16 protein-coding genes and 4 tRNA genes are annotated in these 16,067 nt (G+C 52.7%); 11 read left to right on the forward strand and 9 right to left on the reverse strand.

What is annotated here, in order from left to right; all coding sequences use genetic code 11:
• Window positions 1-93 precede the first annotated feature (93 nt).
• The 4 genes from FDX19_RS24260 to FDX19_RS24275 all read left to right on the forward strand — a co-directional run bounded on the left by FDX19_RS24260 (window position 94) and on the right by FDX19_RS24275 (window position 535).
• A tRNA-Val gene (locus FDX19_RS24260) sits at window positions 94-169 on the forward strand.
• Between the two features lie 46 nt (window positions 170-215).
• A tRNA-Val gene (locus FDX19_RS24265) sits at window positions 216-291 on the forward strand.
• 46 nt (window positions 292-337) lie between these two features.
• Window positions 338-413 (forward strand) — tRNA-Val (locus tag FDX19_RS24270).
• 46 nt (window positions 414-459) lie between these two features.
• Window positions 460-535, forward strand: a tRNA-Val gene (locus FDX19_RS24275).
• 106 nt (window positions 536-641) lie between these two features.
• Here the strand turns inward: FDX19_RS24275 and FDX19_RS24280 are convergent.
• The 3 genes from FDX19_RS24280 to xapA form a co-directional block, all read right to left on the reverse strand.
• A complete protein-coding gene (locus FDX19_RS24280) occupies window positions 642-1,526 on the reverse strand; it encodes a LysR family transcriptional regulator (RefSeq protein ID WP_137384713.1) in 885 nt (294 codons plus the stop codon).
• Window positions 1,527-1,624: 98 nt separating this feature from the next.
• The gene (locus FDX19_RS24285; RefSeq protein ID WP_137384714.1) at window positions 1,625-2,881 is read right to left on the reverse strand and encodes a nucleoside permease; all 1,257 of its coding nucleotides are present in this window, start codon (window positions 2,879-2,881) and stop codon (window positions 1,625-1,627) included.
• Between the two features lie 56 nt (window positions 2,882-2,937).
• On the reverse strand, window positions 2,938-3,771 hold the full coding sequence (gene xapA / locus FDX19_RS24290; RefSeq protein ID WP_137384715.1) for a xanthosine phosphorylase: 834 nt from the start codon (window positions 3,769-3,771) through the stop codon (window positions 2,938-2,940).
• A gap of 290 nt (window positions 3,772-4,061) precedes the next feature.
• Here xapA and FDX19_RS24295 point away from each other — a divergent pair, with 290 nt between their 5' ends.
• Entirely contained in the window at window positions 4,062-4,403 is a 342-nt protein-coding gene (locus tag FDX19_RS24295) for a FlxA-like family protein (RefSeq protein WP_137384716.1), read from the forward strand.
• Here FDX19_RS24295 and FDX19_RS24300 read toward each other — a convergent pair.
• Window positions 4,394-5,320: a LysR family transcriptional regulator gene (locus FDX19_RS24300; protein ID WP_137384717.1), complete on the reverse strand. Its 927-nt coding sequence runs from the start codon at window positions 5,318-5,320 to the stop codon at window positions 4,394-4,396. The two genes, FDX19_RS24295 and FDX19_RS24300, sit on opposite strands and share 10 nt — an antisense overlap.
• Window positions 5,321-5,409: 89 nt before the next feature.
• Here FDX19_RS24300 and FDX19_RS24305 point away from each other — a divergent pair, with 89 nt between their 5' ends.
• Window positions 5,410-6,411 carry a bile acid:sodium symporter family protein gene (locus FDX19_RS24305; protein ID WP_137384718.1) on the forward strand — a complete coding sequence of 334 codons (1,002 nt, stop codon included), beginning with the start codon at window positions 5,410-5,412 and terminating at the stop codon, window positions 6,409-6,411.
• Here the strand turns inward: FDX19_RS24305 and FDX19_RS24310 are convergent.
• The 3 genes from FDX19_RS24310 to zipA form a co-directional block, all read right to left on the reverse strand.
• A complete protein-coding gene (locus tag FDX19_RS24310) occupies window positions 6,408-6,626 on the reverse strand; it encodes a DUF3820 family protein (protein WP_045445890.1) in 219 nt (72 codons plus the stop codon). The genes FDX19_RS24305 and FDX19_RS24310 overlap by 4 nt on opposite strands.
• A 1-nt stretch (window position 6,627) precedes the next feature.
• Entirely contained in the window at window positions 6,628-8,643 is a 2,016-nt protein-coding gene (ligA, locus tag FDX19_RS24315; RefSeq protein ID WP_137384719.1) for an NAD-dependent DNA ligase LigA, read from the reverse strand.
• Window positions 8,644-8,714: 71 nt separating this feature from the next.
• On the reverse strand, window positions 8,715-9,728 hold the full coding sequence (gene zipA, locus FDX19_RS24320; protein ID WP_137384720.1) for a cell division protein ZipA: 1,014 nt from the start codon (window positions 9,726-9,728) through the stop codon (window positions 8,715-8,717).
• Between the two features lie 230 nt (window positions 9,729-9,958).
• On the opposite strand from zipA, the gene cysZ reads away from it, so the two are divergent.
• The 5 genes from cysZ to crr all read left to right on the forward strand — a co-directional run bounded on the left by cysZ (window position 9,959) and on the right by crr (window position 14,819).
• Window positions 9,959-10,720, forward strand: a complete 762-nt coding sequence (gene cysZ / locus FDX19_RS24325; RefSeq protein ID WP_137384721.1) for a sulfate transporter CysZ — start codon at window positions 9,959-9,961, stop codon at window positions 10,718-10,720.
• A 163-nt stretch (window positions 10,721-10,883) separates the two neighbouring features.
• Window positions 10,884-11,855, forward strand: coding sequence for a cysteine synthase A (gene cysK, locus FDX19_RS24330; RefSeq protein WP_003038091.1), 972 nt, complete (start codon window positions 10,884-10,886; stop codon window positions 11,853-11,855).
• 383 nt (window positions 11,856-12,238) lie between these two features.
• Window positions 12,239-12,496 carry a phosphocarrier protein Hpr gene (gene ptsH, locus FDX19_RS24335; protein ID WP_002913505.1) on the forward strand — a complete coding sequence of 86 codons (258 nt, stop codon included), beginning with the start codon at window positions 12,239-12,241 and terminating at the stop codon, window positions 12,494-12,496.
• A gap of 45 nt (window positions 12,497-12,541) precedes the next feature.
• Window positions 12,542-14,269: a phosphoenolpyruvate-protein phosphotransferase PtsI gene (gene ptsI / locus FDX19_RS24340; RefSeq protein ID WP_137384722.1), complete on the forward strand. Its 1,728-nt coding sequence runs from the start codon at window positions 12,542-12,544 to the stop codon at window positions 14,267-14,269.
• Window positions 14,270-14,309: 40 nt separating this feature from the next.
• A complete protein-coding gene (crr, locus tag FDX19_RS24345) occupies window positions 14,310-14,819 on the forward strand; it encodes a PTS glucose transporter subunit IIA (RefSeq protein ID WP_000522253.1) in 510 nt (169 codons plus the stop codon).
• A 145-nt stretch (window positions 14,820-14,964) separates the two neighbouring features.
• Here crr and FDX19_RS24350 read toward each other — a convergent pair whose 3' ends face one another.
• Both FDX19_RS24350 and pdxK read right to left on the reverse strand, forming a co-directional pair.
• Window positions 14,965-15,204, reverse strand: a complete 240-nt coding sequence (locus FDX19_RS24350) for a cytoplasmic protein (RefSeq protein WP_137384723.1) — start codon at window positions 15,202-15,204, stop codon at window positions 14,965-14,967.
• A complete protein-coding gene (gene pdxK, locus FDX19_RS24355) occupies window positions 15,201-16,067 on the reverse strand; it encodes a pyridoxine/pyridoxal/pyridoxamine kinase (RefSeq protein ID WP_137384724.1) in 867 nt (288 codons plus the stop codon). The genes FDX19_RS24350 and pdxK overlap by 4 nt, the downstream gene beginning before the upstream one ends.

Consider the following 16,067-nt stretch of genomic DNA (forward strand, 5'->3'; position numbering starts at 1 on the left):
CCCTTACAAGGAGGGGGTCGGCGGTTCGAACCCGTCATCACCCACCAACTACTTTAAGTAGTCTCCGCCGTGTAAAGTAAGAAATTGAGAAGTGGGTGATTAGCTCAGCTGGGAGAGCACCTCCCTTACAAGGAGGGGGTCGGCGGTTCGATCCCGTCATCACCCACCACTTTCTCGCCAGCTGGATTTCTTACAATAAAATGAAGTACCGAAGTGGGTGATTAGCTCAGCTGGGAGAGCACCTCCCTTACAAGGAGGGGGTCGGCGGTTCGATCCCGTCATCACCCACCACTTTCTCGCCAGCTGGATTTCTTGTTAAAATGTGCAGTACCGAAGTGGGTGATTAGCTCAGCTGGGAGAGCACCTCCCTTACAAGGAGGGGGTCGGCGGTTCGATCCCGTCATCACCCACCACTTTCTCGCCAGCTGGATTTCTTGTTAAAATGTGCAGTACCGAAGTGGGTGATTAGCTCAGCTGGGAGAGCACCTCCCTTACAAGGAGGGGGTCGGCGGTTCGATCCCGTCATCACCCACCACTTTCTCGCCAGCTGGAAACTGCCTGATGCGCTGCGCTTATCAGGCCTACAGACAATACCGCACGCGTAGGCCGGATAAGACGTTAGTCGCCATCCGGCACAGACATCACATCGTCAATGCCGCTACCAGTTTCTCCAGCGCGGGCGTCGCCTGTTGTTGGTCATATACAATATACAAATCCGCCGGAATACGTTCCTCTAACGGGCGGAACACCACTCCCGGCCAGTTCATCTGCGCATAACTGTCCGCGATTAAGGTAATCCCAATCCCCATACTGATCATCGCCAGCACCGTTTGCGGCTCCCTCACCTCGCGAATAATCATTGGCGTAAAGCCAGCGCTCAGGCAAACACGCTGCAAAAACGTCCAGTCAGTATGAACGGAAGGCATCGTGACGAAATATTCGTTCCGCAACGCCTCCAATGGTATCGCTGCAAGCGCGGCCAGTGGGTGCTCTTCTGGCATCGCTACCAGAAAAGAGGACTCATGCAAACGCAGGCTGGTGAATCCAGGCGAAGGTTCGGTCGCCATCCGCCATACCCCCGCATCCAGCTCACGCCGCTCCAGCATCGTCATCTGCATTGCCGGCATATGTTCACGAAACAGCACTTCAACGTTGGGATTCTCCTTCAAAAAACGCCGCATTACCGGGCGCATTTTCCCCCACATCGCAGTACCGATAACGCCAAGCTCAATTCGCCCTGCCTCACCACGACCAATCTGCTCCACTCTCGCCAGCGCCTGATTGGCACTGGATAACAGTCGGCGCGACTCTTCCATCAATATCTTCCCGGCGTGAGTTAACGCCACGCTGCGGGAATGACGGATAAATAGCAAAGTGCCGAGCTGTTGCTCCAGCTCTTTAATATGGGTACTGAGCGGCGGTTGCGACATATTCAGGCGAGCAGCGGCACGTCCAAAATGCAGTTCTTCTGCGACAGCAAGAAAATAACGCAGTAACTTCAGATCGATGCGGTGCGTGCGTTCCATGGATAATGCGCTCCTGAAATAAGGATAATGCGCAAAGTTACCACATTGCCTCGCAGAAAATGAAACGGCGGGTATCAGAACCCGCCGCCAATGGAGCGTTAATGTGCCGGTGATTTCTGCGCCAGTCGTTCAGGCTCATGCTTGTACTTAAAGAACAATGCAAAGATAACCGCCAGAGCCAGTGCATATGCGGCAAACACCAGCCAGATGGTCTGCCAATCCTTGACGCCATCGACAGAAAAATAGTCCACCGCCATACCGCTCAGGATTGACCCCACCCACGCGCCAACGCCATTTACCATCGTCATAAACAGCCCCTGCGCACTGGCGCGAATATTAGAGCTAACCTCCTGCTCGACAAATACCGACCCTGAGATATTGAAGAAATCAAACGCACAGCCGTAGACAATCATCGACATCAGCAGCAGCACAAAACCAAACGGCGACGGATCGCCAAAGGCAAAGAAGCCAAAACGCAGCGTCCATGCCAGCATGCTCATCAGCATCACCGTTTTAATGCCAAAGCGTTTAAGGAAGTACGGAATAGTGAGAATAAAACCCACCTCCGCCATCTGTGAAACAGAAAGCAATATGGAGGGGTACTTCACCACAAAGCTGTCGGCAAATTCCGGGTTACGGGCAAAATCATGCAGGAACGGATTGCCAAAGACATTAGTGATTTGCAGCACCGCCCCCAGCATCATCGCAAACAAAAAGAAGATTGCCATCTGCGGTTTTTTAAACAGGACAAAGGCGTCCAGACCAAGCTTGCTGGCAAGAGTGGTGCTTGCTTTCTTCTCAGCAACCGGGATTTTCGGCAACGTAAGCGCATACAGAGCCAGCAGCAGCGATGCACCTGAAGCGATATACAACTGCGCGCTGCTCAGTTCCAGCCCCATCAGGCTGACTGTCCACATCGCCACAATAAACCCTATGGTGCCAAACACACGAATTGGCGGGAACGCGGTGACCGGATCCTGACCCGATTGCGCCAGGCACGAGTATGAGACGCTGTTCGATAACGCAATCGTCGGCATATACGCCATTGCGTTAACCAGCATCACCCAAAACATGGTCTGTGGATCGGTAACGGTTGTGGCATATAACAACACGCCCGCACACACCAGATGACAAAGCATATAGGCGCGCTCGGCGCGTAGCCATTTATCGGCAATAATACCCATAATGCCCGGCATGATAATCGCCGCCAGCCCTTTCGAACTGTAAATCATACCGACGTTCGCGCCGGTAAAATCCAGGGTGTTAATCATGTAAGAACCCAGGGTTACCAGCCAGCTTCCCCAGATAAAATATTGCAAAAACGACATGAGCTTTAAGCGAGATGCGATACCCATTTTTCCGTTCCTTGCCATAAAGTAAGACCCCGCAAGCGGGGTCATTTTTTAGTTATTCAGGCCAGTTTGCGCAAGAATCCGCAGATCAAATTGATGAAATTCTGCCGGGAGAGTTCCGCCGCTGCCAGCGTCTGCGCGTGGGATAATTTCACATCACCCAAACCTTCCGCCAGGTTGGTGATGGCCGCCACTGCAACCACTTTCAAACCGCAGTGTCGCGCAGAGATAACTTCAGGCACCACCGACATCCCCACCACGTCGCCACCGATGATTTGCATCATGCGGATTTCTGCCGCGGTTTCAAAGTTCGGTCCCGGATAAGAAACAAATACACCTTCACTCAGCGGGAACCCTTCCTCAGCGGCAACGGTTTGCAGGACCGCACGGTAGTCAGCATCATAGGCATTCGCCAGCGAAAAGAATCGCTCGCCAAAACGCTCATCGTTAAGTCCCACCATCGGTGTGCCCGGCATTGTATTAATGTGATCGCTAAGCGCAACGAGGCTACCCGGACCGACTTCGGGGCGCAAAGAACCTGCGGCATTGGTGCAAAACAGCAACTCACAGCCCAGCAGCTTCAGCGTACGAATGGCATCCGTCATCACCGTCATGCCGCGACCTTCATAGAAATGTCCACGTCCTTTCATACAGGCCACCGGAATTCCCGCCAGATTCCCCAGCACCAGCTCACCAGCATGACCGTGTACGGTGCTCACCGGGAACCCCGGCAGTTTCTCGTAAGAGATGGCTACCGCATCCTCAATTTGATCCGCCAACGCACCCAGGCCGGAGCCGAGGATAAAGGCTACGCGCGGCGTAAAATCCGGCTTGTAACCACGAATGATATCGGCGCTATACCAGGGATTTTGCGAGAAAAGAGAGTGGCTCATGAGATGTCCTTAATACTGAGTAATCGAAAATAACGTAGCGTACCGCACTGTTATAGCGAGACTGCGCAATCGATTACCAATACCGTTTATCCCAACAACCGATAGTAAATCGGTATCGATGAGTTGCACTAAATCAGCCTGAAATCACATTATTTTTGAGCCAGAAATGGCACAGGAATACAGATACATGAAGGTTTGGGATTTTTATGATTAAACTCCACTCGCCGTATTGTCGCTGAAGTTCTGTTCGCTGATGCCGATACTCATGTTTTATGGCGCGAGGAATCCGTATGACAACTATCAACGTTTCCACCCCAACTGTTCAAAGCAGTAGCGGCGGTGGAAAAGCATCAGCCGGGAATGACATCTCCGCACAGATTTCACAAATCACCCAAAAGATAACCAAGCTAACCCAGCAGCTCAAAGATATCCCCAATAGCAGTGGCAGTGTTGAGCAGAAGCGCGAGCAGCAGGAGCTTATTCAGACTCAAATCAAGATGTTACAAGCACAGCTGGCTCAATTGTTGCGCCAGCAGGCCGAGGAGTCACAGCAAAAGCAAAGCGCCGATCAAAGAAAAGCTGAGGGCGTCAACAATGCTACCGATCCACATCGGGTCGATATTTATATCTGATACAACGGATCGCGTGCCCGACCGGCGGTTAATTCACTGGCCTGCATCCGCACCACGTCCCACAGCGCCTGGGCCGCAGTCGATAAAGAACGATTTTTACGTCGTGCCAGCATCAGTTGCCGTTCCACAACCGGCGTCAGGCGCTTAACCTGCAGATGACTGCCCTGCGGTAAGGGGAGCGCCAGCGCAGGCAGCACGCTGATACCAATCCCGGCTTCGACCATCGGGAACAGCGTTGCCGGGTGCCCAATCTCCTGAACAATGTTGGCATCAATAGAAAAATGAGACAATGCCGCATCAATCAGCGGTCGGCTACCGGAGGCATAATCCTGCAAAACCAGGCGCTCATGCTGCAGATCCTGCCAGTTAATCCATTCCCGGTGAGCTAGCGGGTGATCCTGACGACACAACAACAGAAACGGCTCCGATAGCACCGCTTCACACTGCAGATCGGTCACGGCTCCCGGATCAATCACAATACCAAAATCCACTTCCCCCTGACGAATACTCTCCAGTACCCACTGTTGTGGCCGGTCGTGCAGGACAAAATCGATTGCCGGATACAGCTGATTGCTCTGCGCAATACACTGCGGAATGAGATGCGCGGAAATCGTCTGGCTGGCGGCAACGCGCACCGTACCGGTTAACTGCGTTCCCACCTGGCCTGCTTCGCGCAGCGTGCTGTGCAGTTCATCCAGAATGCGTTCCAGCCGTGCTGCCAGTTGCTGCCCGGCTTCCGTCAGCACCACCTCGCGCGTTGTACGATCCAGTAGCCTGACACCCGTCTGCCCTTCCAGCTCTTTTACACTATGACTGACCGCCGACTGGCTTAAGCCGATGATATCCCCCGCCCGGCTAAAACTTTTGGCCTGAGCGACGGTGACAAAGATACGTAATTGGCGCAAAGAATAATTCATCGATTCAATTCATATATAGATGCAATAAATCAATTTTATTTCTCAAACGGAAAAACGCAAAATGTTCCTACCGAATTTCAGGAGCTTTTATGAAACTTTTTCGTATCCTTGATCCGTTCACGATAACGCTGATTACCGTCGTTTTATTGGCCTCATTTTTCCCTGCAGAGGGCGGCTTTGTGCCTTTCTTTGAAGGCCTAACCACCGCCGCCATTGCCCTACTCTTTTTTATGCACGGCGCAAAGCTCTCGCGTGAAGCCATTATTGCCGGCGGTAGCCACTGGCGTTTGCATCTGTGGGTCATGTGCAGCACCTTTGTGGTCTTCCCCGTGCTGGGTGTCCTGTTTGCCTGGTGGGCACCGGTCAACGTTGATCCGATGCTCTACACGGGTTTCCTGTACCTGTGTATTTTGCCTGCCACGGTGCAGTCGGCAATTGCCTTTACGTCACTGGCGGGCGGTAACGTTGCCGCCGCCGTGTGCTCCGCCTCGGCCTCCAGCCTGTTGGGTATTTTCCTCTCTCCGCTGTTGGTCGGACTGGTGATGAATATGCATGGTGCAGAGGGCAGCCTGGAGCAGGTAGGGAAAATCATGCTGCAACTGCTGCTGCCATTCGTACTTGGGCATCTTTCACGTCCATGGATTGGCGACTGGGTGTCGCGCCATAAAAAATGGATCGCCAAAACGGACCAGTCATCCATTCTGCTGGTGGTTTACTCTGCTTTCAGTGAAGCGGTCGTGAATGGCATCTGGCACAAAGTTGGCGTCGGTTCACTGCTGTTTATTGTGATTGTCAGCCTTGTATTACTGGCCATCGTGATTGGTATCAACGTCTTTGTCGCACGCAAATGTGGTTTCAACAAAGCCGATGAAATTACCATTGTCTTCTGTGGGTCGAAAAAGAGTCTGGCGAACGGGATCCCCATGGCCAATATCCTGTTCCCGACTTCGGTGATTGGTATGATGGTGCTGCCGTTGATGATCTTCCATCAAATCCAACTGATGGTATGCGCCGTGTTGGCGCGTCGGTATAAGCGCCAGACGGACGCATTACAGGCGGCGCAGCAGAATAGCCGCGCCGCGAAGGCTTAAAGCGGACGTTTCAGGGGCTGTACCAGCTGTGTCAGCCCCTCGGTTTTAATCAGCAGCGTGATTTGCATTAGCTCGCCCAGTTTACCCGGCGGAAATTCATCTTTGCGGGCAAACCACAACAGATACTCTTCCGGAACGTCAATCAGCCGACGCCCCTTATATTTTCCGAAAGGCATCACGGTGTTGGCAATGTCAATCAGTTGCTCTTTTTCCATCTCAGGCGCCCAGTAAGCGGATCATTTCCGCTTCATCGATAACGGCAATACCCAACTCCTGCGCTTTTGCCAGCTTCGAACCTGCCGCTTCGCCGGCAATAACCAGATCGGTTTTCTTCGACACGCTACCGGCCACTTTTGCCCCCAGTGCGGTCAGCCGCGCTTTGGCATCATCACGCGACATCAGGCTCAGACTCCCGGTCAGTACGACCGTTTTACCGGCGAAAGGACTGTCGATCTCTTCGGCATTGACGACGACGGGAGCTGGCCAGTGAATCCCCTGCGCCAGCAGTTGCACGATCACCTCGCGGTTGCTCTCTTCGGCAAAGAAGTTAAACACGTGAGTGGCCACCACAATGCCGACATCCGGTACTTTTTGCAGCTCTTCAATAGAGGCCGCCTCCAGCGCATCCAGCGTACCGAAATGCGCCGCCAGGCCAGCCGCCGTGGCTTCACCGACTTCGCGAATGCCCAGCGCATACAGGAAACGGGCAAAGGTGGTTTCTTTCGCTTTTTCCAGCGCGTTCACCACGTTTTGCGCCGACTTCGGCCCCATACGATCGAGACCGGTCAGCTTACCTGCGGTCAACGTGAACAAATCCGCTGGTGTGTGCACGTACTCTTTCTCGACCAGTTGATCGATAATTTTGTCGCCCATACCGTCAACATCCAGCGCACGACGGGAAACGAAGTGTTTGAGCGACTCTTTACGCTGCGCACCACAGATTAAACCGCCCGTGCAGCGAGTCACGGCTTCGCCTTCCACGCGTTCAACGTCAGAGTTGCACACCGGACAATGAGTGGGGAACTCGATTTCGCGCGTATCTTCAGGACGCTCGGACAACACCACGTTAACCACCTGCGGGATCACATCGCCCGCACGACGAATAACGACTTTGTCGCCAATGCGTAACCCCAAACGTTCGATTTCATCGGCATTATGCAACGTCGCGTTACTGACCAGCACGCCAGCCACCTGCACCGGCTCGAGGCGGGCGACGGGCGTAATCGCGCCGGTACGCCCGACCTGAAACTCAACGTCACGAACAAAAGTCATCTGTTCCTGCGCCGGGAACTTAAAGGCTACCGCCCAGCGCGGCGCGCGGGCAACAAAGCCCAGTTGCTCCTGCAGCGCCATGGAGTTGACTTTGACAACCACGCCGTCGATATCAAATCCCAACGTTGGGCGGTCTTCTTCAACCTGATGATAGTAAGCGAGTACTTCCTGCGGAGAGTCGCACAACGTTACCCTGTTGCTGACCGGTAGGCCCCACGCTTTAAACTGCAGCAAGCGCCCCAAATGCGTATCGGGCAGTTCGCCGCCTTCCAGCACGCCGACGCCATAGCAGAAGAAAGTAAGCGGTCGCTTCGCGGTGATACGCGGATCGAGCTGGCGTAATGATCCTGCCGCCGCATTACGCGGGTTAGCAAACACTTTGTTGCCCGTGCGGCGGGCTTCTTCGTTAATTTTTTCAAACCCGGCCTGCGGCAAAAACACTTCGCCGCGCACTTCCAGACGTGCCGGAATATTATCGCCACGCAGTTTTAACGGGATCGCACGGATGGTGCGCACGTTCGAGGTAATATCCTCGCCAGTCGTACCATCACCACGCGTTGCCGCGCTGACCAGTACACCGTTCTCATACAGGATACTGACCGCCAGACCATCCAGCTTCAGCTCACAGCACCAGGTCAGCTTATCCGTGCTCTTCAGTCTGTCCTGAACGCGCTTATTGAAAGCGAGAAAACTCTCCTCATCAAACACGTTATCCAGCGACAGCATCGGCACTTCATGACGGATCTGGCTGAATGCCGCCAGAGGTGCGGCACCTACGCGCTGGGTGGGTGAATCGGGCGTCACAAGTTCAGGATGCTGCGCTTCCAGTTCACGCAGTTCGCGCATCAGGCGATCATATTCCGCATCAGGAATTTCCGGCGCGTCCATCACATGGTAGAGATGCTCATGATGGCGAAGCGTGGTTCGCAGTTCTGTCAGTTGTTGTTCGATTGATTCCATATCGCACCATCAATGATAAAAAACCCCCGACAGGCGGGGGTTCAGAAAGGAGAGGTCACGCCAGAGGAAAATCAGGCGTGAGATTCTTTAACTTCGCGGATGCGGTCCTGATACTCGCGCAGTTTCTGCGGCGTCATCATACGACGTTGATCGTCAAGCACCACACCACCCACTTCATCGGCAATGTGCTGTGCGGACTGCAGCATCAGCTTGAAGTTTTGCAGCTCGTCGCCATAGGACGGAACCTGCATAAAGATAGTGACGCCCGGCGTGCTGAAATCGCCGGTCATCTCAGGGTCAAACGTCCCTGGGTTAACCATATTGGCAAGACTGAACAGCGACGGGCCACTACCATCCGGGCTGAGATGACGATGGAAAATATTCATATCGCCAAATTTAAAACCAGCCTGCTGAATGCTGTTGAGCAACACTTCACCGTTGAGCTCGCTGCCATGATGCGCCGCGACGTTCATAATGATGACCGCTTCTTTACGCTGCGGTTTTTCAGCAACAGGCGCTTCTTCAACTACCGGCTCAGGCTGCGGTTGCGGTTCAACAACAGGCTCTACGGGCTGGAAAGTCTGCGGCGCAGGTTGCGGTGCTTGCTGCACGGGCTGCTGAACCTGCGGAGCAACGGGCTGATGCTGCATCGGCTGCTGCACAGGTTGTTGCTGAACAGGCTGATGTTGCACCGGCTGTGGCTGTTGTACAGGCTGCGGCTGCTGCTGAGCATGCGGCGGCGGTACCGGCGCTTGTGCAGGCTGCGGCGCGGGTTGACGCGGCTGAGCAGACGCATAAGGCGGCTGGTACTGGTGTTGCGGCGACTGAGGAGGAACACCATGTTCCTGCGCGCTGCCGGGAGCATGATTCACACGATGCACGCGGACTTCGCCCACGCCTTCGTCTTCCTCGACGTTGTCGTCGTAGGAATCCTCGTCATCACGTTTAGACTTCATGCGTTTCAGTGGGCGATCGCGGAATATAGAAGACCGTTCTTTACGGCTAGTCCAGAAACCATGTACCAGTAAAGCGATTATGGCGATCGCGCCAACAATGATTAATATCAGACGCAAATCCTGCATCATTATATTCTCTGTTGTTCTAACACCTTGCCACCACGGCAAACATTTACTCACTAAGAGTATTTGCCGATTACGCCAAGTGCAAGTGCACTCTTGGCTTTCACGGCATAAAGATGAATAAAAACGTGCTTTTTGCTGTTTTTTCGAACATTTCTGAACAGCCTAACGCTCAACAACCCGGTAAGATACGCAAAGTTTACCAGAGCTTTTATAACAAGGAGTATGTCCTGACCATGGTTTCATCATCTGCAGTTGTACCTCGCAGCGGTTTTTATTACTTTTCTCAGGGATGGAAACTCATCACGCAACCGGGAATTCGTCGCTTTGTTATCCTGCCTTTACTGGTGAATATTCTGCTGATGGGCGGCGCATTCTGGTGGCTGTTTACGCAACTGGACAGTTGGATCCCCGCGCTGATGAGCCACGTCCCGAACTGGCTACAGTGGCTGAGCTATTTGCTATGGCCGATTGTGACTGTCTCCGTGCTACTGGTGTTTGGCTACCTGTTCTCCACCATCGCCAACTGGATTGCCGCACCGTTTAACGGCTTGTTGGCAGAACAACTCGAAGCCCGCCTGACGGGCGCGACGCCGCCTGACACTGGCGTTCTTGGCATCATGAAAGATGTGCCGCGTATTATGAAGCGTGAATGGCAAAAGCTGGCGTGGTATCTCCCGCGCGCCTTTGTGTTATTGCTCCTCTATTTTATCCCCGGCGTGGGGCAGACCGTCGCACCTGTACTGTGGTTCCTGTTCAGCGCGTGGATGCTGGCTATTCAATATTGTGATTATCCGTTCGACAACCACAAAGTGCCCTTTAAAGAGATGCGGATCGCCCTGCGCACACGCAAAGTCACCAACATGCAGTTTGGTGCGCTAACCAGTCTGTTTACGATGATCCCGGTGCTCAATCTGTTCATCATGCCAGTTGCGGTTTGTGGTGCCACGGCGATGTGGGTAGACTGCTACCGTGCTAAACACGCGTTATGGAAGTAATGCAAAAATGTGTAAAACAGGGATGGCTTATGCCGTCCCTTATTCCATACTGACGTCGAATATTTCCTTTCTGAATATAGATATGCTAAATCCTTACTTCCCCATACTTTCTCAACAGGTATGCTGAAGCGGTATCCCAATTTCATACAGTTAAGGACAGGCCATGAGTAAGATTTTTGAAGACAACTCGCTGACTATCGGTCATACGCCGCTGGTTCGACTGAACCGTATCGGTAACGGACGCATTCTGGCGAAGGTGGAGTCACGTAACCCGAGCTTCAGCGTCAAATGCCGTATCGGTGCCAATATGATTTGGGATGCCGAAAAACGTGGTGTACTGAAGCCGGGCGTTGAGTTGGTCGAACCGACCAGCGGTAACACCGGGATCGCGCTGGCCTACGTTGCTGCCGCCCGTGGTTACAAACTCACCCTGACGATGCCAGAAACCATGAGCATTGAGCGTCGCAAGTTGCTGAAGGCATTGGGTGCAAACCTGGTGCTGACCGAAGGCGCGAAAGGCATGAAGGGCGCGATTCAAAAGGCAGAGGAGATTGTTGCCAGCGACCCAGAAAAATTCCTGCTGCTTCAGCAATTCAGCAACCCGGCGAACCCGGAAATCCACGAGAAAACCACCGGCCCGGAAATCTGGGAAGATACCGACGGTCAGGTTGATGTGTTTATCTCTGGCGTCGGTACCGGCGGTACGCTGACTGGGGTGACTCGCTACATTAAAGGGACCAAGGGCAAAACGGACCTCATCACCGTTGCCGTTGAGCCGACAGACTCGCCGGTTATCGCCCAGGCGCTGGCGGGTGAAGAGCTGAAACCAGGCCCGCATAAAATTCAGGGCATTGGCGCAGGCTTCATTCCTGGTAACCTTGACCTGAAGCTTATCGATAAAGTGGTTGCCATCACTAATGATGAAGCGATTTCCACGGCGCGCCGCCTGATGGAAGAAGAAGGTATTCTGGCAGGTATCTCTTCAGGTGCTGCGGTTGCTGCCGCGCTTAAGCTCCAGGAAGATGAAACCTTTACCAATAAGAATATAGTGGTTATTCTACCGTCATCGGGTGAGCGTTATCTGAGCACTGCACTGTTTGCCGATCTCTTCACTGAGAAAGAACTGCAACAGTAATGCCAGCATGTTAAATACGCGTAAAAAAGCACCCTTTTGGGTGCTTTTTTGTGGCCTGCTTCAAAGTTTCAACCCACCTGGCATTGATTCAGCCCGCCGGAACTGGTATTTAACCAAACTAATTATTTTGATGCGCGAAATTAATCGTTACAGGAAAAGCGCTAGCTGAATCGATTTTATGATTTGGTTCAACTCTTCCTTTCGCGGCATAATGTTTAATGACGAACGAAACGTCAGCGGCAAGAAGTTGCCAGCAACGGATTGCACCGAACTCCTTTTGTGTCGCGTCCTGTTTACGTCGACGCTAACAATACAGGCTAAAGTTGAACCGCCAGGCTAGACTTTAGTTCCACAACACTAAACCTATAAGTTGGGGAAATATAATGTTCCAGCAAGAAGTTACCATTACCGCTCCGAACGGTCTGCATACTCGCCCTGCTGCTCAGTTTGTTAAAGAAGCAAAAGGCTTTACGTCTGAAATCACTGTGACTTCCAACGGCAAAAGCGCTAGCGCAAAAAGCCTGTTTAAGCTGCAGACTCTGGGCCTGACTCAGGGCACCGTTGTTACCCTTTCCGCAGAAGGCGAAGACGAGCAGAAAGCAGTTGAGCATCTGGTTAAACTGATGGCTGAACTCGAGTAAGTTCAACGAGTTCTTTTAAATATCAGTCACAAGTAAGGTAGGGTTATGATTTCAGGCATTTTAGCATCCCCGGGTATCGCTTTCGGCAAGGCACTGCTGCTGAAAGAAGACGAAATCGTCATTGACCGGAAAAAAATTTCTGCCGACAAGGTTGATCAGGAAGTTGAACGTTTTCTGAGCGGTCGTGCCAAGGCATCTGCGCAACTGGAAGCGATCAAAACCAAAGCTGGTGAAACATTCGGTGAAGAAAAAGAAGCCATCTTTGAAGGGCATATCATGCTGCTCGAAGATGAGGAGCTGGAGCAGGAAATCATAGCCCTGATTAAAGATAAGCACATGACGGCTGACGCAGCTGCGCATGAGATTATCGAAGGTCAGGCCACAGCCCTGGAAGAGCTGGATGATGAATACCTGAAAGAACGTGCGGCTGACGTACGTGACATCGGTAAACGCCTGCTGCGTAACATCCTGGGTCTGGCAATTATCGACCTGAGCGCTATCCAGGAAGAAGTTATCCTGGTTGCCGCTGACTTGACCCCGTCAGAAACCGCACAGCTGAACCTCGAGAAGGTGCTGGGTTTCATCACTGACGCAGGTGGACGTACCTCTCATACCTCAATCATGGCGCGTTCTTTGGAACTGCCTGCCATCGTAGGTACCGGTAGCGTCACCTCTCAGGTGAAAAACGACGACTATCTGATTCTGGATGCCGTAAACAATCAGGTTTACGTCAACCCAACTAACGACGTTATCGAACAACTGCGTGCCGTTCAGGAGCAGGTTGCTACCGAGAAAGCGGAACTCGCTAAGCTGAAAGATCTGCCCGCTATCACGCTGGACGGTCACCAGGTTGAAGTGTGTGCCAACATCGGTACCGTTCGTGACGTTGAAGGCGCTGAGCGTAACGGCGCTGAAGGCGTGGGTCTGTATCGTACCGAATTCCTGTTCATGGACCGTGAATCGCTGCCGACTGAAGAAGAACAGTTTGCTGCGTATAAAGCCGTTGCTGAAGCGTGTGGCTCTCAGGCGGTTATCGTACGTACCATGGACATCGGCGGCGATAAAGAACTGCCGTACATGAATTTCCCGAAAGAAGAGAACCCGTTCCTGGGCTGGCGTGCCGTGCGTATCGCGATGGATCGTAAAGAGATCCTGCGTGACCAGGTTCGCGCTATCCTGCGTGCCTCTGCTTTCGGCAAACTGCGCATCATGTTCCCGATGATTATCTCTGTTGAAGAAGTGCGTGCGCTGCGCAAAGAGATCGAAATCTACAAACAGGAACTTAGGCTCGAAGGTAAAGCATTTGACGAAAGCATTGAGATTGGCGTGATGGTGGAAACACCGGCTGCGGCAACAATTGCACGTCATTTAGCCAAAGAAGTTGATTTCTTTAGTATCGGCACCAATGATTTAACGCAGTACACCCTGGCAGTTGACCGTGGTAATGATATGATTTCACACCTTTACCAACCGATGTCGCCATCTGTTCTGACGCTGATCAAGCAAGTTATTGATGCTTCTCATGCTGAAGGCAAATGGACCGGCATGTGTGGTGAGCTTGCAGGCGACGAACGTGCTACACTTCTGTTGCTGGGGATGGGTCTGGACGAATTCTCTATGAGCGCCATTTCTATCCCGCGCATTAAGAAGATTATCCGTAACACGAACTTCGAAGATGCGAAGGTGTTAGCAGAGCAGGCTCTTGCTCAACCGACAACGGACGAGTTAATGACGCTGGTTAACAAGTTCATTGAAGAAAAAACAATCTGCTAATCCACGAGATGCGGCCCAATTTACTGCTTAGGAGAAGATCATGGGTTTGTTCGATAAACTGAAATCTCTGGTTTCTGATGATAAGAAAGACACCGGAACTATTGAGATTGTTGCTCCGCTCTCTGGCGAGATCGTCAACATCGAAGACGTGCCGGATGTAGTTTTTGCTGAAAAAATCGTTGGTGATGGTATTGCTATCAAGCCAACCGGTAACAAAATGGTTGCCCCTGTTGATGGCACCATCGGCAAAATCTTTGAAACCAACCATGCGTTCTCTATCGAATCTGATAGCGGCATTGAGCTGTTTGTTCACTTCGGTATTGATACCGTTGAACTGAAAGGCGAAGGCTTCAAGCGTATCGCTGAAGAAGGCCAGCGTGTGAAAGTGGGCGACCCGGTTATTGAATTCGATCTGCCGCTGCTGGAAGAGAAAGCCAAGTCTACCCTGACGCCGGTTGTTATCTCCAACATGGACGAAATCAAAGAACTGATCAAACTGTCCGGTAGCGTGACCGTGGGTGAAACTCCGGTTATCCGCATCAAGAAGTAATTCTTGCCGCAGGGAAGAATGGCGCCAGATGGCGCCATTTTTTTATCTAACGGACGTCAAAACCTGCCGGATGGCGCGACGCTTCTCCGGCCTACGAAAAACGCCGTAACGTAGGCCAGGTCAGGCGTATGCGCCGCCATCAGCATTAAATTTGTGAAGTAACCGGTCGGTAACACGCCTCGCGCATCAGGATTTTCATACCTTCCGGCCCGCTTTCCAGCATCCGCCGTTCCGAATCCGCCACTAGCAGTTCACAATCATAGCCACCGGCAATCCCAAACATGGCGCGCGCCACACAGATATCTTCCAGCGCTTCTGTTCCGCTGGTATCAAAATGTCCAACGATGCGTCCATGCTGACTAACCACCAGTCGATAACTCTTCATCGCGCCTCCCCTGCCGGTGGCAGAATTAACTCATCACAACCGCACAAGTGCGTCCATGTCATCACTTCCAGCACGCGCTGTGCAGCATCGTGCGTGGCAGCAGTAAGTGGTTTTCCCAGCACGATACCGCTCACCAGTTCAGCGCAGAACAGATCGCCGGTCCCCTTCAGCTCCGTTTTCACCCGCGGATGGGCTAGCACCTCAACCGTTTCAGCCGTCACGACGGCAACCTGAATGACCTCCTCGGTTTCTCCCGGCGCGCTAGTGATTACCACCCATTTCAGCGTATCGGTGAGCAGCGATTTGGCTGCCGATATCGCTTCATCCAGCGTGCGACACGGTTTACCGCTCAACATCTGCAGCTCAAACACGTTTGGCGTCAGTCCCTGTGCCAGCTGTAGCAGATGCTTGCGATACGCCTCCGGTATTTCGGCCTTTACGTACATGCCGCTGTCTGTATCGCCAATCACTGGATCGACCAGAATACACAGATCCGGGTGGGTAGCCCGAACGGTCTCCAGCCACTGTGCCAACAGAGCGATTTGTTCCGCACTGCCCATATACCCCGTGGTCACCGCTTTTAGCTCACGTAACGCATCGCGTTCATTTAAGGCGCGAAGATAGCCGCTAAACCAGTCTGCCGGGATAACACCGCCATAAAAGGTCTCATAATGCGGGGTATTGCTGAACAGTACCGTTGGGATCGCGGTGACGCGTAATCCCTGCGCTTTGATGGCCGGGACGGCGATACTGTTACCTACGCTGCCATACACCACCTGTGACTGGACGGCGACGATATCGGTTTGTAACGCCCGATGCTTGTCGTCGAAGAGCACTGACTGTATTTCACTCTCCTGCTGCAT

The organism is Citrobacter sp. wls619, from assembly GCF_005281345.1.
Classification (GTDB): domain Bacteria; phylum Pseudomonadota; class Gammaproteobacteria; order Enterobacterales; family Enterobacteriaceae; genus Citrobacter.